This window comes from Gillisia xinjiangensis, from assembly GCF_046298265.1.
Classification (GTDB): domain Bacteria; phylum Bacteroidota; class Bacteroidia; order Flavobacteriales; family Flavobacteriaceae; genus Gillisia; species Gillisia xinjiangensis.
Map to the genome: position 1 here is coordinate 69,023 of NZ_JBKAHK010000011.1, position 24,231 is coordinate 93,253.

The window sequence follows — 24,231 nt, forward strand, 5'->3', positions numbered from 1 at the left end:
CGAATTACATATAACCAATGATACAATAAATAGCTACAAATGAAACGGAAGGCTAAGGACTTTGAAGTTTCCATACTGCGCCGTAAGGCGGAAGAATTGCTTAAAAATAATACCAAAGTTGCTGAATCCAAACTTTCTGAGGATGAAATTTTAAAACTCATCCATGAAATTGAGGTACATCAAATAGAACTGGAATTACAGAACGAGGAACTTAAGATAGCCAGGGAACGAGAAAAAGAACTGGCGTCTGAAAAATATGCAGAATTGTATGATTTTGCTCCATCGGGTTATTTTACACTTTCCAGAGAAGGAGATATTGTTAATTTGAATTTTGCTGCCTCGCAATTACTTGGAAAAGAACGCATTGGATTAAAAAAAAGCCGGTTCGGATTTTTTGTTTCTGATGATACCAAGCCAGAATTCAATGAATTTCTTACGAATGTCTTTACATCCAATAAAAAAGAATTTTGCCAGGTAAGCCTTATTCCCAGTAATGATATTCCTGTATATGCGCACCTAACCGGGATTTCTATAAAAGATAACCAGTGCCTTTTAAATGTAGCCGATATTACTAAGGTTAAAGAGGCCGAAAATGTTATTCGCGACCTTTCCCTTATAGCCACCCAAACAGATGATCAAGTGATTATTGCAGATGCCAATGGAGCGATAGAATATGTAAATAAAGCATTTGAAAAACATACAGGTTACGCGCTGGAAGAGGTAAAAGGTATAAAACCTGGTAGTTTCCTACAAGGTGAAGAGACCAATCCGGAACACATATTGGCTATGAGAAAGGGCATGAAAAAAAGAAAGGCTTTTTCTCAGGAAATTTTAAATTATACCCGGAATGGTGAAAAATATTGGGTTTCTATTTCTATAAATCCGGTTTTTAATGCCCGGGGCGAGCTGGAAAAATTTATTGCGATTGAGCAAAATATCACAGGGCGCAAGGAAGAAGAAACCCAGCGGGAATTTGAGCGACGGGATAAGGAGGCACTTATCAATAGTACAGACGATTTAATTTGGAGCATTAGGAACGACTTATCCCTGATTGCCGCAAATAATGCATTTTTGAATTTTATAAAACAAAATACAGGCTATTTTTTAAAAAAAGGTGACTATGTTTTACCTGAGGATCTTTTTGATTCGAAAAGAAGAAGTTTCTGGCTCAAACAATATGAAAGGGCCCTGAAAGGAAAGCGGTTTATAATTGAAGCCGAAATGCAAAAACACGATTCTTCTGAAAAAAATTATCTGGAGGTTAATTTTAACCCTATTTACTTAAATAAAACAGTTGTTGGGGTTGCGTGTTTTGCAAGAGATATTACAGAATTCAAAAAAAATAAAGAGGTGCTTCTGGAATATAATAAAAAACTTCAGGCAGCTCAAAAAATCTCAAAATTAGGCTATTGGGAGTATGAGTTAGAGACGAGGAAATTGTTCTGGTCAGATGAGGTTTATAAGATATGGGAGGTGGAAAAAGAAAAGTACGGCATTAGCCCGGAAAATTTCCATGCAACAATTCATCCTTTGGATAGACCAGGCTATGACGAGTATGTGCAGGAAGCAAATTTGGGGAAAGAGCATTTGGATATAAAATACAGAATTGTACTTGAAAGTGGCACTATAAAATGGATCCACGAAACCGGGAATTTGGTCACAAAAGGGAAAGAAGGTTTTATAAATTATGAAGGTACCGTTCAGGATATTACCGCTCAAAAGGAATATGAAAATCAGATTCTAAATGTTAGCGAGCGTCTTCGAAACTTGTCGGCACACCTGCAAACCGTTCAGGAAGAGGAGCGAATTAGTATCGCCAGGGAGATTCACGACGAACTTGGCCAACAATTAACCGGAATTAAACTTGATGCTTCCTGGCTGCAGAACAAAGCTAAAAATAAGGACCAGGAAGAGCAGAAACGCATGGAGCGCCTTATAAATAAGGTCAATGCAACCATAAAGAAAGTTCGGAAAATCGCGACTGATTTGCGCCCCGGGGTTTTAGATGATCTTGGACTGGAAGCAGCAATTGAATGGCAGAGTGTACAATTTGAGGAACAAACCGGAATTTCCTGTATCCTGGAAACTTCCACCGTATCTGATAATTATGAAAAAACCGTCAATACCGCTGTTTATCGAATTTTCCAGGAAGCACTCACCAACGTTACACGCCACGCAAATGCAACAGAAGTGCTTATAAAACTTTCCGAAAAAAACAGTATTTTAGAGTTGGAAGTACTGGATGACGGTAAGGGCTTTGTGGAACCTGAAAAAAACAATCTTACATCATTAGGCATTACCGGAATGAAAGAACGGGCATTGATGATTAACGGAATATTCTCAATTAAAAAAAGAAAAGAAGGCGGTACCAAGGTAAAGTTGGTTGTTAAATTATAAACTTTAAAAAGTAATAAATTCATGAATGTTTTAATAGCCGATGATCACGCTATATTGAGAAAAGGATTGATAGAGATCCTCCATGAAACCTTTCAGTCCTTAAAATATTTTGAGGCCTCGAACGGTAACGAGGCGCTTCAAATTGCAAGGAAGGAATCCCTGGATTTAATTCTATTGGATATTTCAATGCCTGGAAGAAATGGTCTTGAAACGCTTAAACAAATAAGGGCGGATGGCCTCCAAACCCCAATTCTTATTTTAAGTGTGCAACCCGAAGATCAATATGCAATTAGGGTATTAAAGGCAGGGGCATCCGGATATTTAAATAAGGATAGTGCACCCGAGGAATTGATAAATGCTGTAAACCATATCTTAAGCGGCAGAAAATATATTTCCATGGATATTGTAGATAAATTAGCCCAGAACCTTTCCCACCCGCTGGACCAGCCTTTACACACAAAACTATCTGACAGGGAATTGCAGGTTCTTAAATTTATTGCCTCCGGTAAAACCGTTTCAGAAATAGGCCTGGAAATTTCTTTAACTGTTAATACCATAAGTACCTACAGGGCCAGAATTCTTGAAAAACTTAAATTAAGGAACAATGCCGAGATCACAAGATATGCATTAGATAATGCGTTGGTTTGATGAAATCACCCGGCCTTTGGCCACCCTCCCGATATTCTATCGGTATTGGGAAGGAGTGTAGCTTTTTAAATTTTTAAAATTTAGGTTTGTTTAAAATAATAAGAAAAAGTTCTGTTTTAGGAAACTATAGAATGGTGCTATCTTTAACCGCAAAGGGCGCAAAGGTTCCGCAAAGATCACATAGTATTGCTATTTCAGATGTGCTTTTGTCAAGTAATCCCTTTTATAATTTCCAATTAATAATATCCATTTGGTTCATTTTAAATCATCAGTTTTTCTTTGCGTCCTTTGTTTTTTTTCTTGGCGTACTTTGCGGTTAAATTGGAACGAGGTTGATAGCAATTCTTAATTGAGATCAATAAATTAATCCACATTGTTCTAAAACATAATCATTTTAATATTCAAGTTTATTTAAAATAATAAAAAAAACAAAGGGTTCCTTCCCTTTCAAGGGAAGGTGGTTTAATCGGCAATAGGATGTTTCTAATTTACCGGAATTCTTCTGCCGATTAATACCGAAGGGTTTCGAGGTTTTTTTTATTTTTTTCATTAGTGTCCGGTAAATATTTTTGTGAAAGTTGAAACCACAAATTCATTGGGCATTCCAATGGGTTTTTAATAACAAACCTTACTTTTCTGAATTTCTCAATTATACCCATAATTAAAGTGTTCTGAAAAAAATAGTAATCATAACTAAATGTTTATCAGCTAATTAAAATCAAGTCTTGGTTTTTGGTTCTTGCAGTACGCCGAAGGCGGAACGATCTTTCCTCTTTACCCGATATTACTGATTTTTTTTAGTTTTTTTGATGAGGAGTTTAATTGAATCTTGAGTCTTAAATTTTGAATTATTTTATTAGCCTCCTGTTTATTCCCGGTTTATTGATTTCTTCAAAGCCTCCATTGTGTTTTTCGGTGGATTTTTCTTACAGTTGCTTCTGAATAAATCGGTTTAGTTGTAATTCTTGTAGGTCAAAATACTACAAGCATTTCATAATTTGCCCTATTTTTTATGGCGCGTTAAAAGCGTTATTTAGTGGTATGAAATCAATAAGGAGTTTTTGATTTTTAGATATGGGAGTTAAAACATGGCTTCTTTCAATTAAAATAGATTTAAGCCCCACATTACCTTCCCCCAAGGGATTTTTTTAGTTAGAAGTCATGTTTTCCATATGTTATCCTTATCTGAATTCCCCATCTTTTTCAAAATTTTGAAATCATATTTTTCTGAATGTTGAATATTTAATTTCAATTTTCTTAATTAAAAAGTACCACAATAATTTCCCTCTTCTTTTTCATGATTCTTTGAATTGCGCATTTCTAATTTATTGTAGTCTTAACAGTTACAATAAATTCACAGTTAGACCTATTTTTAATTCCCTGTTTATTTCTAAACTTGATAGAAGTTAATGTTAATTATTGGATCCCTATGATTTTGAAAATAGTAACAGTGGATGATTCTGAAATAGTCACCTCTTATTTTAATTATATTTTTAAAGATATGGTTAAGCTAAAGTGGATAGGTCATGCCTATTCCATCAGGGAGGCCAAAGCATTAATTAAGAGTGAAAGACCTGATGTGGTTATTATTGACATTGAACTGAAGGAAGAGAATGGGTTTGATTTGTTGAAGTTTATAAAAAGAGCTTATCCTGGTGTTGCAGTTTTTATGTTATGCAATACTACTGATTTTAATTATGCCAGAAAAAGTGAACTTTTAGGAGCTCATTATTTTATAGATAAATCTTTTGAATTTTATAATATACCAAACTTCTTAATGGCTCTTCAAAGTGCCAAAAACATAAGTCAAAAATTAAATCGGTTTGAATCTTTTACCTAAAAAAGATTTAGCTAAAAATAGCTAAAAATAGCTATGAAAACTTGTAACTAATGGAACATACTGGAAATACAAAAACATATTTTTCTTCAGAAAATGAAAATATCGAGATGTATGCTTGTTATCCCTGGCACAGGATGAACGGGATAGATAACTCTAAAGAAAATGGAAAAATGCAAAGGGATCGCGCACTATCAAATTTAAACAAGAACGTTTTGGGGATTTGTTTTATAACGGACATGAATGGATATTTCAAGTATATTCATCCTAACTTTTTAAATTTATTTGAAGGGGTTGAAAATCAATTTTATGAAACCTCTGTTATGGATAAGGATGTTTCTTTAGGCTCACCTTCTATCTTGAAGTTCCTGGTAGCAATGATACAGGAAAGCAAGCCCAATACTTTTCTGAAAAACCGGTTTAGTAAATGCACAAATAAGTTTTATAAACTGGAATGGAATATAAAATATAACAGGGGCTTGCTATATTTTAGCCTGGCTGAAGAACCTATAACTTCCCTTGCGGAGAATACTGAAATAAAACCAGAACTTTCCCCGGAACAAATTTTAACTAAGGAGATCAAGAAACTTTATTGGAAAATAGAACACGCCAAATTGTTTCATGCCAATCAAATTTCTACTAAAAAACAAGTAGAGAAAAAGGGTTTTGAAGAAATTTTGTAAACGGATTTGGGGTCATTCTCAAAAGTTGTGAAGGAATTTGAATTCTTAGCCCTGCAAGGGCGTAATCTGCCAACATCCCGTGAAGCGGGATGAAGGAAAAAAGCCGTGATATCCAATCCCTGAGTCAGGTTTTGTTATAAAAATGTACCTGTAAGCCGGAAAGATAGTTGTAAAAAAAAACGCCAACCGGATTCCCGAATGGCGTCATTTAAATCATTATACAATATACAGTTTCAAAATTCCCCCTTCGGGGGCTAGGGGGTCTTTTTCATTTCTGTGGCTTAGTTATTCAGCATCACGGGCATTACAAGCATCGTGATTTTTTCACCTTCATCAAGGCCGTCTACAGGTGTCAAAATACCTGCACGGTTAGGAAGGCTCATTTCCAGCTGAACTTCGTTTGCATTTAAGTTATTCAGCATTTCGGTAAGGAAACGGGAATTAAATCCTATTTGCATATCATCACCCTGATAAGAACAGGTAAGACGTTCCTCGGCTTTGTTGCTGTAATCGATATCTTCAGCAGAAATATTTAGTTCGGCTCCTGCAATTTTTAATCGCACCTGATGGGTGGTTTTATTAGAGAAAATAGAAACCCTTCTTACCGAGCTTAAAAACTGGCTGCGGTCTATCACCAGTTTATTCGGATTTTCTTTTGGGATTACCGCTTCATAATTGGGATATTTCCCGTCTATCAATCTACAGATAAGCGTGGTATCTTCAAAAGTGAATTTAGCGTTGGATTCGTTGTACTCAATAAGCACATCGGTTTCACTACCAGCCAGGATTCCTTTAAGCAAGGTCAAAGGTTTTTTCGGCATAATAAACTCTGAAGCCTGGGAAGCAGAAACATCTTCCCGGGTATATTTTACAAGTTTATGCGCATCGGTAGCAACAAAAGTTAAACCTTCTGTAGAGAATTGGAAGAAAACCCCGCTCATCACAGGTCTGAGATCATCATTCCCGGAAGCAAAAATGGTCTTGCTTATAGCCGTTGCCAAAACATCTCCCTGGATAATGGTGCTGCTGGCTTCTTTGAGTTCCACAGCATTGGGAAATTCATCGCCGTTAGCATAGGCCAGGGCATATTTCCCGTGATTGGAACTCAGTTCTATAGTATGATTATCCTCAACTACAAACGTTAAGGGTTGCTCCGGAAAGGTTTTAAGTGTTTCCAAAAGCAAACGCGCAGGAACGGCGATGGCGCCTTCAGAATCTGATTCTACTTTTAATTTGGCAGACATGGTAGTCTCCAAATCGGAGGCAGAAACCCTTAGCTCATCCTGTTTAAGTTCGAATAAAAAATTATCTAAAATTGGCAGGGTGTTATTATTATTAATAACCCCTCCTAATATTTGAAGCTGTTTTAGTAAATAAGTACTGGATACAATAAATTTCATGGACGTATCGATTAATTTGAATCTTTACAAATATATCCTAATCCTTCAAAAATAGAAGTACATATATAGATATTTTATTAACATGAAAAGTATTCCAATCTATTCTATGGTTCTGATTTACAGGGATTTAAACTTTGTTAAAAAGTATTAATTGTTAATATTTATTTTTGCTGAAGATATGTAGGTGAAACCACTTAATTTTTTTGATATCGTTTTTTTCTGAAGTACTTAAAACCGAAGGCGGCCATAAGCAAAATCAAAACAGGGATAGCAAGATTGATAAGCTGCCATTTTTCACGTTCGGCAATGGCCTTTTCGGTATTTAGAAATGCGATGTTTACTTCTTTGGATCGAATGTCTATCAATCCGGAATCGTCTAAAAGATAGTTTACAGCATTCAGTAAAAACTCTTTATTGCCATAGGTGGTTCCAGTGTAACGTTCAAATCCCAGTTCTAAAGGTTCCCCTTTTTGTACTTGATTTTTTATCACATCCCCATCTGAAATAACGATCATTTGAGTTGTTTCGCTGCTATCTAAAGGTTTTTCAATCTCGAAGGGTTTTATCCTGTTTTTATAAGCCGATTTAAAGGTGCCTTCCAGCAAAACTGCCAAAGGCTGTTCCCCGGATGTATATGAAGATATATCGGGTTTTGAACCCAGAATCTCAAGGCTTATTTCCCTGGGGGTTCCCTCGAGTTTGGAGCGTGGCGAGCTTGTTAACAATACCGTTTTGCGAAGGTTGGTTTTTAAAAGCTCGATTGGATTTGCCCACTCAAACTTCACTGCCTCTATATTGTTGATGATAGGGTGGGAGTTAGGGCTGGAAGTTAAGGGACTGTAAAACCAAGGGTAAGGAGTAAATTTTGTTTCATTTCCTCTTCCAGTGGCAAGGATTAAAGGTGCAGAATAAATATCATTAACCAAAACCGGATTCATGCGAATGCCGTAAGAAAAGAACATATCTCCCAGGTTCAAATCCCGGGGAATTGCAAAAGCGCTGCCCCTCGCATTGAAAAGGCTGTCGGTTTCTATCGCTACATGGTCAATAAGCCACAGCGCTTTTCCGCCTTGCATCAGGTATTGATCCAGAAGGAATTTCTCCTCTTCAGAATAAGCCTGGGTTGGTTTTGCTTCGATGATCAAATCATACTCCTTAAGATCATTGAGTGTTTTTTGTGGATTCACAGAAGTGGCATCCAAAGTAAAAGGTGCAACGAAATAATACTGTTGGATGGTTTGAATAAAATCAACAAGATTTGCATTGGCAAGTTCTCCATTCCCACGCATCACCGCAATTTTCTTTTTTCGTTCTCTAACCAACCGACTTATGGCATCGGCAAAAGAATACTCCAGCTGTTGTACAGAATTGTTAACCCGTTCTTCATCTGTCGCCCCCAATTTATTCTTCAGCAAAGGGATTTTTACAGTTTCATCGTTGAAATTTGCCAACGCCCAGGGAAAAATAAGCATTTCGCTGGCCTTCCCATTTTCCATAACGCTTAGGCGTGCGGGAGTCATTCCAAGGGAATAGAATTCTTCCGCAATAGCATTGGCATCATCGCCTTCAGCCAAGGGATTTATAAAGTTGAATTTAATATTGGGATTATAGGAAACTACTTCTTCCAGAAATTGCCGGGTTTCATTTTGAAGTCTTCTGAATTCCGGAGGGAAACTCCCTTTCATAAAAACATCGATAATAAGCGGAGCTTCCACCTTACCGATGATTTCTTTTGCAGCCGGTGAGAGCGTATATCGGTTATCCCCGGTCAAATCAAACCTATGATGAAACTGTGATGCAATCAGGTTTATAACCACCAGGGCAAGGATGAGAAATAGAAAGTATTTATATTTCAGAAGGTGTTTCAAATCAGTTCTTGTTTTTTTGAGGAGCGATCTTGTAATAGGTCAGCAACAGGAATAAACAAATCAAACTTAAAAAATAAATGAGATCCCGGGTGTCGATCACACCCCGACTCATACTTTTATAGTGGTAGCTCATCCCCAGGTATTCTATGCCGTAGGAAGAATCAAAAAGCTGATAATCTGTAATGCTTTCAAAAGCGAAAAATCCCAGAAAACATAAAAATACCGCGATGATAAAAGAGGTGATCTGGTTGGAAGATAAGGAAGATGAAAATATTCCAATAGCAGTATAGGAAGCAGCCAGCAGGATCAATCCAAGATAAGAACCCAGCAGGGCGCCCATATCAAGGTTTCCAATGGGATCCCCTAGTTGATAGATGGTTAAAACGTATAAAACCGAGGGGATAAGAGCGATTATGGTTAAAAGAAAAGCACCTAAAAATTTTCCCCAAACCAGGTTCCATTCCCCAATAGGTTTTGTGAGTAACAATTCCATGGTTCCCTGTTTGTTTTCTTCTGAAAAACTCTTCATACAAATCGCGGGAATAAGAAAAATAAAGATCCAGGGAGCCAGGTTAAAAAACGGACCAAGATCGGCAAAACCATTATCCAGTATATTATAAGGACCAGTGAAAACAAACAGAAACAACCCGCTCACCACCAGGAATATTCCAACCACCAGATATCCCATCGTGGTTGAAAAAAATGACTGAATTTCTTTTTTTAAAATTGCTGTCAACGTAAAAGTTATTTAAAATTCAAAATTCAAAATTCAAAATTCAAAATTCAAAAATTCAAAAATTCAAAAGTTGTAAAGTTACAAAGTTCAAAGTTCAACCCGGAGATCAGGTTAAAACCCTAAGCTATTTACTCCCTAATCCTCTTTTTCTCTCTTTTCTATTCTCTTTTCTCTTTTCTTTTTTCTCCCTACTCACTACTCATCATTCAATACTCACCAATTTATCAACACTCCAGGCCTCCGGTTTCTGGTTGAAAAAGATCTTGGTATCTGCCCATAAGCCTTTAAAAAGATCAGAATTTCTATAATTTTCCAATGCCGATTCATCCTCCCAGTAACTATAAGTAAAAAACTGATTTGGTTTGGTTTTATCCCTGTAAAGTTCAAGGAACAGGCATCCTTCAAAATTTCTGATCTTTGATTTATTCACTTCAAAGTTTTCTAAAAAGGCTTCTATATTTTCAGGCTTAAAGCCCATTTTTACTATTCTAACAAACATTTTATTCAAATTTTATGGTGATGGTATCCCTTAATTCCAATCCAAATAAGGTGGAAGCGCTTCCTACCGTACTGGGATTGCTTTTATAAATGGCCAATTCAATATAATCGGCGGAATTGAAAATAGCCAGTTTTTTACCATCTTCTTCCCGTTTTTCCTTTTCCAGCTTAAAGTTAATAGCATCGCTGTAGGTTTCAAAAATTTCTGTAAATCTGGCAGTACGTGCTGTAATGGAATAAGATCGCCCTTTTCCTGCAGAGTCAAATAGCTTTCGGGAGATATTTGTAACTACATTCCCGTAGTTGTCAATATACAGAACATGGCCAATGATCTGGTTTTTATCAACATTCAGGGAAGGTTCTAATTCTTTTAAATATTTGAGGTTCTCAATACTCTTTCCAACCACTTCCAAAGTTCCGCCACGGGCAAGGTGGCAGGCAACCCGTACAAATACATCCAGCACAGGAAAATTTGTTTCAACGGTGTTGTGAATATTGATTTCTACGATCTTATCGGGGTTTATTTCTGAAGCGATTAAGGAAAGAATTCCATTATTTGCACAAATAAAATAATGCCCGTCCAGAAAAACTGCAAGATGTTTATTTTCAGGAGTAAGTTCAGAATCAATTCCTATGATATGAATACTTCCTTTGGGGAAACATTTATAGGCGTTTTTAATTATATAAGAAGCCTCTGTAATATGAAAGGGGGAAACAGAATGCGAAATATCAACAATCCTTACATCTTCTATTTCAGAATAAATAGTTCCTTTAACGGCTCCTACAAAGTGATCTTTCTCCCCAAAATCGGTCGTTAAAGTGATGATGGCCATAGGCGATTGTTAATAATTTTTAAGGTTGGTAAGTTGTTATTTTATGTAAGTTTGTACTACAGGCGAAGATAAATTTATTTCCTCCTTTCCTGTCACATTTAATAGAATTTTATATCAAATTGTCAATAACAAAATTAGAATTTGTAGCAGGTTTAAACAAATTTAATATCTTTAAGAAAAGAATAATTAATTCTAAACCAAACTCCTATTGAACGAAATCATCATTGAACTTTCCGAAATTAGCCCGCGAGAATTTTTTGGGCAACAAAATGAAAACATAGAACTTCTTAAGAGGTATTTTCCAAAACTGAAAATAGTAGCCCGGGGCAATAGGATTACGGCCTATGGAGATGAAGAATTGCTGGAAGAATTTGACCGACGGTTTACCATGCTTCTGGATCATTTTGCCAAATACAATAAGCTGGATGAAAACATGATAGAGCGCGTTTTAAGCAGCGAAAGCAAGGAGGAGTATTCTACCTCTGCACAAAGCGGGGAAACCCTTGTACATGGTGTTGGCGGAAAGGTTATAAAAGCTCAAACTGCCAATCAGCGCAAGTTGGTGGAATTGATGGGCAAAAACGATATGGTATTTGCCATAGGACCTGCAGGAACCGGAAAAACGTATACCGGAGTTGCCCTTGCTGTAAAAGCATTGAAGGAAAAACAGGTGAAACGAATTATTCTAACAAGGCCTGCGGTAGAGGCAGGGGAAAATCTGGGATTTTTACCCGGGGATCTTAAGGAAAAACTGGATCCATATATGCAGCCTTTATATGATGCTTTACGGGATATGATCCCGCATGAAAAACTGGAGCAGTATATTGAAAAAGGAGTGATACAAATTGCACCTTTAGCTTTTATGAGGGGACGCACGTTAGATAATGCTTTTGTGATCCTTGATGAAGGACAAAATACCACGCATTCCCAAATGAAAATGTTCCTTACCCGGATGGGGAAAAGTGCCAAATTTATAATTAATGGCGATCCCGGCCAGATAGATTTGCCAAGGCGGGTTATTTCCGGTTTAAAAGAAGCCTTGTTGGTTCTTAAAGATGTTAAGGGAATTGGCGTGGTTTACCTGGATGATAAGGATGTGATACGCCACAAGCTTGTAAAAAGCATAATCTCCGCATATAAGGAAATTGAGCATGTAGAGTGAAGAAAGTATCGCTTCGGAAAAAACCAAATAATTACAAATTTCCATTTCTATTTAGAGGATTTAAGTGTTGTAAAAGATTGAAATATCAAAAACTTAAAAGAAATCAGCTTAGATTTAAATCCATTGGAAGGATTGATAAAAATAAAATGTTGTCCGGTATACATTTTTGTAAAAGTTGAAACTAACCCTCCAGTGGACATTCCAAGAAGTTATATAAAAACAGACACTGCTTTTATATATAATTAAATTATACTGTTCTCAAAAAATTGAATTATAACTAAATGTTTATCAGTTAAATTAAAACAAGTCTTTGTTCTTGATTCTTGCAGTTACGCCAAAGGCGGAACGATCTTGATTCTTTGTGGGACATTACTGAAAAAAATATTATAAAAATGAAGAATACTATTACAGATACCAATTTTAATTTTCCCGGACAAAAATCGGTTTATAAAGGGAAAGTAAGAGAGGTATATGAGCTGGAAAATGATGTGCTGGTTATGATCGCAACCGACAGGTTATCTGCTTTTGATGTGGTGATGCCAAAGGGAATTCCATTTAAAGGACAAATCCTTAACCAGATCGCTACCAAAATGATGGATGAAACCAAAGACATTGTCCCCAATTGGCTAAAGGCAGCTCCAGATCCAAATGTGGCAGTAGGAATAAAATGCGAGCCTTTTAAAGTTGAAATGGTCATCCGTGGATATATGTCCGGACACGCAGCCAGGGAATATAAACTGGGAAAAAGGATGTTGTGTGGGGTTCGTATGCCAGAAGGAATGAAGGAAAACGATAAATTTCCGGAACCGATTATCACTCCTGCGACCAAGGCTGAAATGGGGGATCATGATGAAGACATTTCCAGAGAGCATATTTTAGAACGCGGAATAGTTTCTGAATCTGATTATGGTATTTTGGAAGATTATACCAGGAAACTATTTGAAAGGGGAACAGAAATCGCAGCCTCAAGAGGATTGATATTGGTGGATACAAAATATGAATTCGGGAAAACCCCGCAAGGAAAAATTGTGCTGATAGATGAAATCCATACCCCGGATTCTTCAAGGTATTTTTATGCCGAAGGTTATAAGGAACGTCAGGAAAAGGGAGAAACCCAAAAACAGCTTTCCAAGGAGTTTGTAAGACAATGGCTTATAGAGCAAGGATTTCAAGGCCTGGAAGGTCAAAAAACACCTGTGATGAGCGATGATTATATTCAAACTGTTTCAGAGCGATACATTGAATTATATGAAAATATTACCGGCACACCTTTTATTAAAGCCGATGTTAAAAATATAGAAGACCGAATTGAGAAAAATGTAATCGACTATTTGAGATCGCAATCTTAGATACTTTTACTTTTTAAGCTTAAAGTAGCGCACATAATCCACATAAAAGCGGGCCGGGAAAATGGTATCATCTATTTCTCCGGCCCATTTTCCTCCCAGTGCCAGGTTAAGGACCAAATAAAATGGTTTTCTGAAGATGTTTTTTCTTTTCTGCCGGTTTGCATCATCAACCTCAAATTGATGATACTTTATATCGTCTACAAAGAAATTTATTTGAGCACCGTCCCATTCTATACTATAAGTATGAAACCCATCCTGGGAAGGCGGCAATAAAAAACCCTGGGATGCCGAATTCATTTTAATATTATCGGTTTCCGGATAGTGAATCGTTCCGTTAACCTCTTCGGGAGCCTTTCCCACATGCTCCATAATGTCTATTTCTCCGCAGGCAGGAAACCCGTCTGTATGATGATTTATACCGAGCATCCATATAGCCGGCCAGGTACCGTGTCCTTCGGGAAGTTTTGCCCGAACTTCGATCCGGCCATATTTGAAATGTTTTTTATGCAAAGTGTTTATTCTGCCGGAGGTATAATCAGCATTTTCATAATCCTCTTTATAAGCTTCAAGAATGAGGTTTCCGTTTTCAATACGTGCATTTTTGGTCCTTCCTGTGTAAAACTGCGCTTCGTTGTTTTTGGCAAGGCCTTTTTCGAAATTCCATATTTCAGTATTTAATTGGGATCCGTTAAACTCTTCAGACCATTCGAGTTCGTATTTTTGAGAGGAAAGCATTGCGGGAATTATAAGGAAAATAATAATTTGAAATAAGTGCATCAACTGGAAATTTAAACGGTTACAGGGCGAAAATTATACCAAGGCTGGAATTAGGTGTTTTTTGTTCAAAAAAAAGGAATTTAACCATCAGCTTTTTTTGCTAATCGGTTTTGCTTTATATAAATTTATAGAATGAAAAACATACAAATAAAAACTTTTGCCGAATATAAGAAAGCGTATAAAGAAAGTGTTGAAAAGCCAGAGGAATTTTGGGATAAAATTGCAGGAGAATTTCTTTGGAAAAAGAAATGGGATAAAACCCTGGAATGGGATTTTACCAAGCCTGAAATAAAATGGTTTCAGGGTGGGAAACTCAATATTACTGAAAATTGCCTGGATCGCCACCTGGAGACCATTGGGAATAAAACAGCAATTATTTGGGAGCCTAATGATCCGGATGAAGAATCCAGATACATTTCCTACAGGCAATTGTTTGTAAAGGTTTCTCATTTTGCCAATGTTTTGAAGAATAACGGGATAAAAAAAGGGGACAGGGTTTGTATGTATATGCCAATGATTCCGGAATTGGCAATTGCAATGCTGGCTTGTGCCAGAATTGGTGCGGTACATTCCATTGTATTTGCCGGTTTTTCAAGTACAGCAATCGCAAACAGGATCAATGATTCCAATTGTAAAATGCTTATTACCGCAAATCAGGTGTATAGAGGCACGAAACCTGTTAACCTAAAAGATATTTGTGATGAAGCTCTGGAAAACACTCCCTCTATAGAAACGGTTATAGTTTACAGGAGAACTGTAGAAACTACCCCTATGCAAGAAGGCCGTGACAAATTCTGGTTTGATGAACTTCAAAAAGCCGAAAAGGATTGCCCTGCACAAGAAATGGATGCAGAAGACCTTCTCTTTATATTATATACTTCCGGATCTACAGGCAGGCCCAAAGGCATGGTGCATACCACAGGTGGATATATGGTTGGGACTTCTTATACATTTGCTAATGTTTTTCAATACAATGCCGAAGGTTCGAATGCTTCTGATGTGTACTGGTGCACTGCAGATATTGGCTGGATTACGGGCCATTCTTATATTATTTATGGACCCCTGGCTGCAGGCGCAACTACGGTGATGTTTGAGGGAATACCAAGTTTTCCCGATTCTGGCAGGTTTTGGGAAATTATCGAAAAATTAAAAGTCACTCATTTTTATACGGCACCTACTGCTATAAGATCGCTTGCAAAGCACCCTATAAGTTTGGTTGAAAAACATGATCTATCCTCCTTAAAAGTTTTAGGATCTGTGGGAGAACCTATCAATGAAGAAGCCTGGCACTGGTATAATGATAATATTGGCAAGGGAAATTGTCCCATTGTAGATACCTGGTGGCAAACCGAAACAGGTGCTATTATGATCTCTCCACTTGCCGGAATCACACCTACCAGGCCAACTTTTGCAACGCTTCCTTTACCCGGGGTACAGCCCGCCTTAATGGATGAGAATTCTGAAGAAATTACCAATGTGCACGAAAAAGCTGAAGGCAACCTTGCTATTAAGTTTCCATGGCCCTCGATGGCGCGAACAATTTATGGGGACCACGAGCGGTTTAAGCAGGTATATTTTTCTGCTTATAAGAACATGTATTTTACAGGAGATGGTGCATACAGGGATGCAACAGGTAATTACAGAATAACCGGAAGGGTAGATGATGTTGTAATTGTTTCTGGCCATAACCTTGGAACTGCTCCAATTGAAAATGCTATAAATGAACATCCCAAAGTAGCAGAAAGTGCTGTGGTTGGGTATCCCCACGATGTTAAAGGAAATGCATTATATGCCTATGTGATCTTATATGATAATACTGAACCTTCTGATGATTTAAAAGAGGAAATAAAAAAGGAGGTTTCAAAAATTATTGGACCCATCGCGAAACCCGATAAAATTCAATTTGTGAGCAGCCTTCCAAAAACGAGAAGCGGTAAGATCATGAGAAGAATCCTAAGAAAAATAGCTTCGAATGATACTTCAAATTTGGGAGATACCTCTACATTGTTAAATCCGGAAGTTGTGGATAGTATAATACAGGATTCTAAAAATTTATAATTATTATTTATACTTATCCGTTTAGAAACCTAAAAACAGTTTTTGTCCCCCTGAGCACAGTCGAAGGGTCAAACAAAAATTTCCCGACTGCGCTCCTTAAGACTTGTCACTTTTAGTAATGGATATACAAATTATTATTTTGAAGAAGTAAAAAACAACTGTTAATTTAAGTTAATTATTTATAAATAGTTATATTGGTGTGGTGTAACCAATAAAACGAATTATGAAAATCCCTGTAGCTTTATTGTTTTTTCTCTTTTCTATTATATCCTATTCACAATCTACCATTTCAGGAGTTGTTGTTGATACGGATAATGTTCCTATTTTAGGAGTAAATGTTTCGGTGCTTGGAACTTCATCTGGCACAATTACCGACTATGATGGTAAATATTCCCTAACGGTAAATCAAAATCCGCCCTTTAAAATCTTATTTAGTAGCGTTGGTTATGAATCCCAAACTATGGATGTTTCTTCCAATAATCAGGTTATTGATATAAGGCTTTCAGAAGGTACTTCGCTGGATGAGATCGTTATCTCTGCCTCTCGAACTCCGGAAAGGATCTTTGAATCGCCGGTAACAGTGGAAAGATACGGGCTGGCTCAAATTAAAAATACTACGGCGGCTTCTTTTTATGGTGGTTTGGAAAACCTGAAAGGAGTAGACGTGAATACAAATAGTTTGACATTCCAGTCGGTTAACACAAGGGGTTTTGCCACCTTTGCAAACACTCGTTTTGTACAGTTGGTAGATGGTATGGACAACTCTTCACCCGCCCTAAACTTTGTGTTGGGGAACCTATTGGGGATGACAGAGCTGGATGTTCACAATGTTGAATTATTACCCGGTGCTTCCTCTGCCTTATACGGGGCAAATGCTTTCAACGGGATACTCTTTATGACAAGTAAAAATCCGTTCGATTTTCCCGGGATAAGCGCATACTATAAGCAGGGGCTAACTTCTCAGGATGCCGCCGGTACCAATGCCTTTTACGATCTTGGGGTTCGTGTAGCCCATAAATTTTCTGATAAATTTGCCGCCAAAGTCAACTTTTCTTATTTAAAGGGAACCGACTGGTATGCAGTAAGTGAGGAAGATGTTTTAAATCCGGGAAGAGATCGTTCTCATCCAAATTATGACGGATTGAACATTTACGGTGATGAGGTTTCTGCCAACATACGCGGGGTAGGCCAGACTTTGGCGCAATTAGAAAGAATACCTGCAGGAGCGGAGAACCTGCTGCCTAACTCTGCCGTAAGCCGTACAGGCTATGCCGAAACCGCATTGACCGATTATAATGCTGAAAGCATAAAACTTGATGCAGCTATACACTACCGCCCATTTGCCGATGATTTTGAAATAAGCTATGTTGGTAAAGTAGGTTTAGGAACCACTATTTACCAGGGGGCAAACAGATATTCTATCAAGGATTTCTTTTTACAACAACATAAATTAGAGATTCAAAATGCCAACTTCTTTATAAGAGCTTATATTACAGATGAAGATGCAGGAGATTCCTATGATACCCGTTTTACTGCAATCAACATCAACAGATTATGGAAATCTGACCAGCAATGGTTTGGGGAATATGCAGGTGCTTTTATCCAGAGTACCCTTGGAGGGCTTGGTCCGGACCAGGCACATGCCCTTGCAAGACAACAGGCGGATACTGGCAGATTCCTTCCCGGAACTCCCGAGTTCCAGACTGCCTTTGACAAGGTGACTACAGATCCAGATCTTGCAACAGGATCGCAGTTTCAGGATGCCTCACAGTTAAGACACGTTGATGCCAATTATAACCTTACCCATTTAACGCCCGATATAGCCGAGATCCAGGTAGGAGGTTCTTTCAGGGAATACCGTTTAAATTCCTTCGGAACCATCTTTACAGATTTTGATGGTCCTATTTCATATAAGGAATATGGAGTATACACTCAGATTCAGAAGAAATTTTTAGAAGAAAGATTAAAGCTAACCGGCTCTTTACGATATGACAAATCTGAACTTTTTGAAGGGAATTTTTCTCCAAGGATCTCGGCTGCTTATACTGCTGGTGCTTCCAGGAGTCATAATTTGAGAGCATCGGTTCAAACCGGTTTCAGATACCCTACCACCCAGGATCTTTTTATAGGCCTTGATGCAGGGCGTGCTATCCTGGTAGGATCGGCTGAATCTAATCTTGACAGAGATAGCAGAACATTTCCTCTTAGCGGAATGGGATCCACTGTAACCGGAAGCCCAACTGCTACCATTACAGGTAGAGCGGCTTATGAAAATGCTTTTTCTCTTAATTCCGTTCAAAGGGGTGCACCTGCTGCAGCAAATGTGGAAATAGTAAAACCGGAACAGGTTACTGCGTATGAAGTGGGTTATCGCGGTCGCGCAGGAAGAGTGATTGTAGATCTTAACGCATATTTCAATGAATATCAGGATTTCATTTCCAATGAAACGGTTCTGGTACCTTTATATGGAACAGTAGGAGATAATTCCCTTTCCCTTCTTGCATTACAGCAGGGAGATTTTAAGGCCTATCAAACCTATACCAATTCTCCTGCAGAGGTTAAATCCTTTGGAGCTTCCATTGGGTTGAGCTCTAAAGTTTTTGGAAATTATGATCTTGAAGGGAACTATACTTTTGCTGAACAGGATTTTGACCAGTCTACCGCACCCGATTTCAGAACAGCATTTAATACACCAAAACATAAGGTGAAACTTTCTTTCGGAAATTCGGAGGTGTACGAAAATATTGGATTTAATATTAATTATCGCTGGAGCGATTCTTATTTCTGGCAGGCAACTTTTGCCGATGGGTTTGTACCATCAATCGCCGTGGTAGATGCCCAGGTGAATTATAAGATCCCATCCTGGAAATCTATGATCAAAGCCGGTGCAACCAATATTGGAGGTAAAGATTATTTCACCGCCTACGGGACTGGTTTAATTGGACAACAATATTACGTTTCCCTGATCTTTAATAATCTTTAGCAGGAATCGATTTTAATGGTATTAAAAAATATAAAAAACAGACATATGAAATTTACTAAATATAAATGGTTACTACTACTCCTTGCGGGAGCGGTGGTAAGTTGTAGTTCAGATGATGATAATGGGATAATTGTAGAACCGGTTGAATATACTTCCGGATCGGCCGATTTTTCAACCTATGTAGCCATAGGAAATACTCTTACATCAGGGTATACGGATGGAGCATTATTTAAAGCGGGCCAGTTAAATTCGCTCCCTAATATCCTTGCACAGCAATTCAAGCTGGCAGGAGGTGGAGAATTTGTACAGCCGTTAACATCAGATAATATAGGAGGCCTTCTGTATGGAGGTACTGTAATTGAAGCACCAAGACTTTTTTTTAATGTGAGTGCCCCGGCAAGGCTTAATGCCACCCCAACTACCGAGGTTACAAACCGTCTTACAGGCCCCTTTAATAATATGGGTGTTCCCGGGGCCAAGAGTTTTCATTTATTGGCTGAAGGATATGGGAATGTAGCCGGGGTGGCAACATTTCAGGCAAATCCTTATTTTGCAAGGTTTGCAAGCAGCAACACTGCTTCTATCCTTGAAGATGCAATCGCCCAGGATCCTACCTTCTTTTCTTTATGGATAGGAAGTAATGATGTTCTTGTATATGCAATAAATGGCGGCACAGGTGTTAACCAGGCGGGAAACGATAACCCAGGAACTTATGGGAACGATGACATCACAGACCCTGAGGTTTTTAAAGGTGCTTATTCCTTAATTGTAGCCGCATTAAAGGCAACCGGGGCGGGCGGGGTGATTGCAAATATCCCAAATGTGTTGACCATTCCTTATTTTACAACGGTTCCTCATAATCCGGTTCCACTTGATGCCGCTACGGCAGGAGCGGTAAACCAAGCCTATGCACCATATAACGGAGGGCTTCAATTTGCTGCCCAAAATAACCTTATCACTACCGAAGAAGCAGCTAAAAGAACTATCTCTTTTGCAGCAGGGCAAAATGCGGTTGTGATTGTAGATGAAAGCTTAACTGATCTTACCGACTATGATATCCCATCATACAGGCATGCAACTGCCCAGGATCTTATTGTTTTTACCGCTTCTACCTTTATTGGCACGGCGGTGGAAGGAAATCCTCAGTTCATTAACGGCGTTTCTGTTCCTCTGGAGGACAAATGGGTATTGACCCCGGAGGAACAAGCCGAAGTTCTTGCAGCAACCACTTTATTTAATCAAACCATTAAATCATTAGCAGAGGAACACCAATTTGCATTTGTAGATGTTAATGCTATTTTAAACCAGGTGGCAGCTACCGGAGTCACTTTTGACGAATATTCACTGAATGCCAACCTTGTTTTTGGAGGGGCCTTCTCCCTGGATGGGATTCATCCAACAGCGAGGGGATATGCGTATCTTGCCAATAAATTCCTTGAAGCTATAAACGCTAAATATGGATCTAATCTTCCGCCGGTGAAAGCTTCGGGGTATACCACGGTCTATCCGAAAGATATGTAAGAAGCAATAGTTCTAATTATCAAAAATCCCATTTCGTAAACGGAATGGGATTTTAATTTTTTTGAATACCTGAAGGTTAAGCATGAAAGAATTACTACCTGGCTAGATACTGATCTCATAATCTCCTATCATTTTCAGCAATACTTTTTCTGAACCTGAAAGGGAGGCATAATTCTTATCGGTGTTAGATCTAATCTTCTTAAAAAAAGACTGTATCTCACCGTTCTCATAATTTTCAACAATTGTGGGATGCACATAATATTCCTTGCAGACACTGCGGGTGTTGCCAAGGCCATTTGCAGCTGCGTCAAAGGCAGCGAGAATGTTCTTTTTATTCTCCTTTTCATCATGGGTATACCCCAATTTATAAAGGGTTTCAAAAAATATTTTAGAGGCAGACCAGGTCCTAAAATCTTTGGCAGAGAACTGTTTTCCACTAATTTTGTGAATATACTCATTTATCATCCCGCTGTCTATGGTTTGTTTTACCCCGTTTTCATCGTAAAATTTGAATAATTCCCAGCCTGGGATCTCCTCGCATTGATTGACCAGTTTCACCAGTTTTTTGTTTTTTAGGGAAATGGAATGTGCCTTTCCTTTTTTCCCGGTAAACTCAAACATCATCTTATTCTTCACTATTTTCACGTGCCTTGTCCTCAACGTGGAAAGGCCATAGGTTTTATTTGTTTTAGCGTAATACGCATTGCCAATTCTAATATGGGTTTCTTCCAGCAATCGGATAATAAGGGCGTGAACTTTTTTTCTGTTCATTTCTGGCTGGTCCAGGTCTTCTTCAACCCGTTTCCTTATTTTAGGCAAAGTTTTTCCGAAGGATGTCATTTTGAAGAACTTGGTTTGATTTCTGATCTTGGACCAGAACGGGTGATAAATATATTGCTTGCGATTTTTATCGTCCCTGCCAATAGCCTGAAGGTGACCTTTAGCCACTTTGCAAATAAAGACATTCTTCCAGCCTGGAGGAATAACCAGTTTTTTTATTCGGTCAAGGATTTCAGGATCGGATATTTTTTCATCTTTTTCCCTGTAGGAATAGCCCCTGCCAACTTTTTTTCGCTCAATGGATAACTGATGTTCTGAAGTATATTCCAGGTTGGCTATATCAATGGCTTCTACGGGGTTTTCGAGAATAATATCAACATCTTCCGTAGTTAAGGTCATCGCTTTTTTGGGAAAGATAAATGTAAAAGCAATAATGTATCTATAAAAAATTGTGAAAGTTGTCCTTATAAAATCAAAAAGCTCTTTTCCGCAGAAGGGAAAAGAGCTTTAAATTTATGGAGATTTATAGTGTTAATCGAAGTAACTAAAAGTTTCTCCTTCTTTTATATTAAGTAAACTTTCGTAAATCAATCGGATAACATTCTCAACATCTGTTTTATGAACCATTTCCACAGTGGTATGCATATATCTAAGGGGTAATGAGATTAGCGCCGATGCTACTCCGCCGTTGCTGTAAGCAAAAGCGTCCGTATCTGTTCCGGTAGCTCTGGAAGAAGCGGCCCGTTGAAATGGAATTTCATTCTTCTCTGCGGTTTCTATCAATAACTCCCTTAATTTATTCTGAATTGCCGGAGCATAGGAAATTACGGGACCTTCACCAATTTTCGCATACCCATTGGTTTTCTTTTCTATCATTGGGGTTGTGGTGTCATGAGTAACATCTGTCACAATGGCCACATTTGGTTTAATACGCTGGGTGATCATTTCGGCCCCTCTCAAGCCTATTTCTTCCTGAACAGAATTTGTGATGTAGAGTCCGAATGGCAGTTTCTTCTTATTTTCTTTCAGAAGACGAGCTACCTGAGAGATCATAAAACCACCCATTCGGTTGTCTAATCCCCGGCAAACATATTTATTCCCATTCAGAATAAAAAATTCATCGGGATACGTGATCACGCAGCCTACATGAACCCCAAGTTCAAGAACTTCATCTTTATTGCTGCATCCAACATCGATACAAATATTGTCCATTTTTGGTGCCTGTTCCTTTTCTTTATCGCGGGTATGAATTGCCGGCCATCCAAAAACCCCTTTTACAATCCCTTTTTTTGTATGAATGTTAACTCTTTTGGAAGCTGCTATTTGATGATCGCTTCCGCCATTTCTTATTACATAGATCAATCCATCATCGGTAATATAATTCACATACCAGGAAATCTCATCGGCATGTCCTTCTATAACTACCTTAAATTCAGCCTTTGGGTTGATAACTCCAACTGCAGTTCCATAGGTATCTGTTATAAATTCATCTACGTAGGGTTTTAAGTAATCCATCCAAATCTTCTGGCCTTCCCATTCATAGCCGGTAGGGGAGGCATTGTTGAGGTATTTCTCTAAAAATGTTATCGATTTTTCATCGAGTAGTTCAATTTCTTTCATTTATCTATAATTTTAAATGTGATATAAATGGTTTAGTTCTGAAATAAAAAAAAGTAAGCCTCGTTATTAAGAATCACAATTAAATATGACAAAAATATTTGCACGAATTTAAGAAGAATTAAAAGCAGAACAAGGCCAATAATTGTAAATTTGGAATGGTTTTAGTTTATAATAGACAAAATAAAAAATCATATTGCTTTGAATCGATATTTCACTTATATAATGTTGCTTATCTTTTTTAACGTAGCCGGTCAAACAAAAGAGCCTGTTCAGGATACTATTGATAAGCAGTATTTCATCGTCGTGGGAGATACTATAATGCGGGAATCCATTGATTTGGATGAAGTGCTTATTTTAAGCAAATTAAAATTTAACTCCGATGAGGATAGAAGGCGCTATTTAATTTTAAGACGAAAAACCAGGAAAGTGTATCCTTATGCCAAACTTGCTTCCGAGCGATTGCTTACGCTCAATTCCAGGTTAGATCAAATCAAGACGAAAAGGGATCAAAAGAGATACACCAAGATAGTACAGGATTATATAGAAGAAGAATTCGCCGCAGAACTTAAAAAACTCACTCATACAGAAGGTCAGATCCTGGTAAAACTTGTTCATAGGCAAACCGGAATTACCACTTTTGAGTTGATAAAAAACCTGAAGAGCGGATGGCGGGCTTTCTGGTATAATACTACAGCCAGCTTATTTGAAATTTCACTCAAGGAAGAATATCATCCTGAGAGCAATCAGGAAGACTATCTTATAGAGGATATTCTTCAGCGTTCTTTCCAGTCAAAAATTCTGGAACCCCAGCCAAGTGCCCTGGATTTCAATTTTACCGATCTTACCAACAAATGGACTGTCATTAACTTAAAATAATTCGGTCATGATTTCTTTTCTCCCTGGTGTTCGACCCCGGTTTTGGGCCTGAAATTAAAAAAGCGTTGGTGCTTTTTTAAGCACTTTCTTGCCCCTTAAGGCATTTTTTGCTGAAAATCCTTTTTTTTTGAAGGATTTCCAGTGTAATAAAAAAAATTCAGAATCTAATCTGCAGGTGTTCATTGTGTTAAGCTGTGGTTAAAAT

18 protein-coding genes are annotated in these 24,231 nt (G+C 37.9%); 10 read left to right on the forward strand and 8 right to left on the reverse strand.

From position 1 onward, the window contains the following. The first annotated feature begins 39 nt into the window (after positions 1–39). From ACKGJN_RS15880 to ACKGJN_RS15895, 4 genes are all read left to right on the forward strand, one after another. On the forward strand, positions 40–2,397 hold the full coding sequence (locus ACKGJN_RS15880) for a sensor histidine kinase (protein WP_409540542.1): 2,358 nt from the start codon (positions 40–42) through the stop codon (positions 2,395–2,397). A gap of 21 nt (positions 2,398–2,418) precedes the next feature. Further along, entirely contained in the window at positions 2,419–3,045 is a 627-nt protein-coding gene (locus ACKGJN_RS15885) for a response regulator (RefSeq protein WP_409540543.1), read from the forward strand. A gap of 1,450 nt (positions 3,046–4,495) precedes the next feature. Further along, positions 4,496–4,885, forward strand: a complete 390-nt coding sequence (locus ACKGJN_RS15890; protein ID WP_409540544.1) for a response regulator transcription factor — start codon at positions 4,496–4,498, stop codon at positions 4,883–4,885. A gap of 50 nt (positions 4,886–4,935) precedes the next feature. Next, positions 4,936–5,565 (forward strand): hypothetical protein, encoded by a 630-nt coding sequence (locus ACKGJN_RS15895; RefSeq protein ID WP_409540545.1) that lies wholly within the window; start codon positions 4,936–4,938, stop codon positions 5,563–5,565. 281 nt (positions 5,566–5,846) lie between these two features. On the opposite strand, the gene dnaN is transcribed toward ACKGJN_RS15895, so the two are convergent. From dnaN to ACKGJN_RS15920, 5 genes are all read right to left on the reverse strand, one after another. Then, entirely contained in the window at positions 5,847–6,965 is a 1,119-nt protein-coding gene (gene dnaN, locus ACKGJN_RS15900) for a DNA polymerase III subunit beta (protein ID WP_409540546.1), read from the reverse strand. 194 nt (positions 6,966–7,159) lie between these two features. Further along, a complete protein-coding gene (gldG, locus tag ACKGJN_RS15905) occupies positions 7,160–8,833 on the reverse strand; it encodes a gliding motility-associated ABC transporter substrate-binding protein GldG (RefSeq protein WP_409540547.1) in 1,674 nt (557 codons plus the stop codon). Between the two features lies 1 nt (position 8,834). Continuing rightward, positions 8,835–9,569, reverse strand: coding sequence for a gliding motility-associated ABC transporter permease subunit GldF (gldF, locus tag ACKGJN_RS15910; protein ID WP_409540548.1), 735 nt, complete (start codon positions 9,567–9,569; stop codon positions 8,835–8,837). A 202-nt stretch (positions 9,570–9,771) separates the two neighbouring features. Beyond that, positions 9,772–10,068 (reverse strand): putative quinol monooxygenase, encoded by a 297-nt coding sequence (locus ACKGJN_RS15915; protein ID WP_409540549.1) that lies wholly within the window; start codon positions 10,066–10,068, stop codon positions 9,772–9,774. Between the two features lies 1 nt (position 10,069). After that, on the reverse strand, positions 10,070–10,900 hold the full coding sequence (locus ACKGJN_RS15920) for an SAM hydrolase/SAM-dependent halogenase family protein (protein WP_409540550.1): 831 nt from the start codon (positions 10,898–10,900) through the stop codon (positions 10,070–10,072). Positions 10,901–11,108: 208 nt separating this feature from the next. Here ACKGJN_RS15920 and ACKGJN_RS15925 point away from each other — a divergent pair, with 208 nt between their 5' ends. Together ACKGJN_RS15925 and ACKGJN_RS15930 are read left to right on the forward strand one after the other, a co-directional pair. Further along, entirely contained in the window at positions 11,109–12,062 is a 954-nt protein-coding gene (locus ACKGJN_RS15925) for a PhoH family protein (RefSeq protein ID WP_409540551.1), read from the forward strand. A 392-nt stretch (positions 12,063–12,454) separates the two neighbouring features. After that, positions 12,455–13,411 carry a phosphoribosylaminoimidazolesuccinocarboxamide synthase gene (locus tag ACKGJN_RS15930; protein ID WP_409540552.1) on the forward strand — a complete coding sequence of 319 codons (957 nt, stop codon included), beginning with the start codon at positions 12,455–12,457 and terminating at the stop codon, positions 13,409–13,411. 6 nt (positions 13,412–13,417) lie between these two features. Here the strand turns inward: ACKGJN_RS15930 and ACKGJN_RS15935 are convergent, their stop codons facing one another. Next, positions 13,418–14,188, reverse strand: coding sequence for a glycoside hydrolase family 16 protein (locus ACKGJN_RS15935; protein ID WP_409540553.1), 771 nt, complete (start codon positions 14,186–14,188; stop codon positions 13,418–13,420). A 132-nt stretch (positions 14,189–14,320) separates the two neighbouring features. On the opposite strand from ACKGJN_RS15935, the gene acs reads away from it, so the two are divergent. The 3 genes from acs to ACKGJN_RS15950 all read left to right on the forward strand — a co-directional run bounded on the left by acs (position 14,321) and on the right by ACKGJN_RS15950 (position 20,750). Further along, the gene (gene acs / locus ACKGJN_RS15940) at positions 14,321–16,246 is read left to right on the forward strand and encodes an acetate--CoA ligase (RefSeq protein ID WP_409540554.1); all 1,926 of its coding nucleotides are present in this window, start codon (positions 14,321–14,323) and stop codon (positions 16,244–16,246) included. A 223-nt stretch (positions 16,247–16,469) separates the two neighbouring features. Continuing rightward, positions 16,470–19,229, forward strand: a complete 2,760-nt coding sequence (locus ACKGJN_RS15945; protein WP_409540555.1) for a TonB-dependent receptor — start codon at positions 16,470–16,472, stop codon at positions 19,227–19,229. A gap of 45 nt (positions 19,230–19,274) precedes the next feature. Then, positions 19,275–20,750: a G-D-S-L family lipolytic protein gene (locus ACKGJN_RS15950; RefSeq protein ID WP_409540556.1), complete on the forward strand. Its 1,476-nt coding sequence runs from the start codon at positions 19,275–19,277 to the stop codon at positions 20,748–20,750. Positions 20,751–20,852: 102 nt separating this feature from the next. Here the strand turns inward: ACKGJN_RS15950 and ACKGJN_RS15955 are convergent, their stop codons facing one another. Both ACKGJN_RS15955 and ACKGJN_RS15960 read right to left on the reverse strand, forming a co-directional pair. Further along, the gene (locus ACKGJN_RS15955; protein WP_409540557.1) at positions 20,853–21,929 is read right to left on the reverse strand and encodes a DNA topoisomerase IB; all 1,077 of its coding nucleotides are present in this window, start codon (positions 21,927–21,929) and stop codon (positions 20,853–20,855) included. A 132-nt stretch (positions 21,930–22,061) separates the two neighbouring features. Beyond that, positions 22,062–23,150 (reverse strand): M42 family metallopeptidase, encoded by a 1,089-nt coding sequence (locus tag ACKGJN_RS15960; protein ID WP_409540558.1) that lies wholly within the window; start codon positions 23,148–23,150, stop codon positions 22,062–22,064. A gap of 198 nt (positions 23,151–23,348) precedes the next feature. On the opposite strand from ACKGJN_RS15960, the gene ACKGJN_RS15965 reads away from it, so the two are divergent. Further along, on the forward strand, positions 23,349–24,026 hold the full coding sequence (locus ACKGJN_RS15965) for a DUF4294 domain-containing protein (protein ID WP_409540559.1): 678 nt from the start codon (positions 23,349–23,351) through the stop codon (positions 24,024–24,026). The last annotated feature ends 205 nt before the right edge of the window (positions 24,027–24,231 follow it).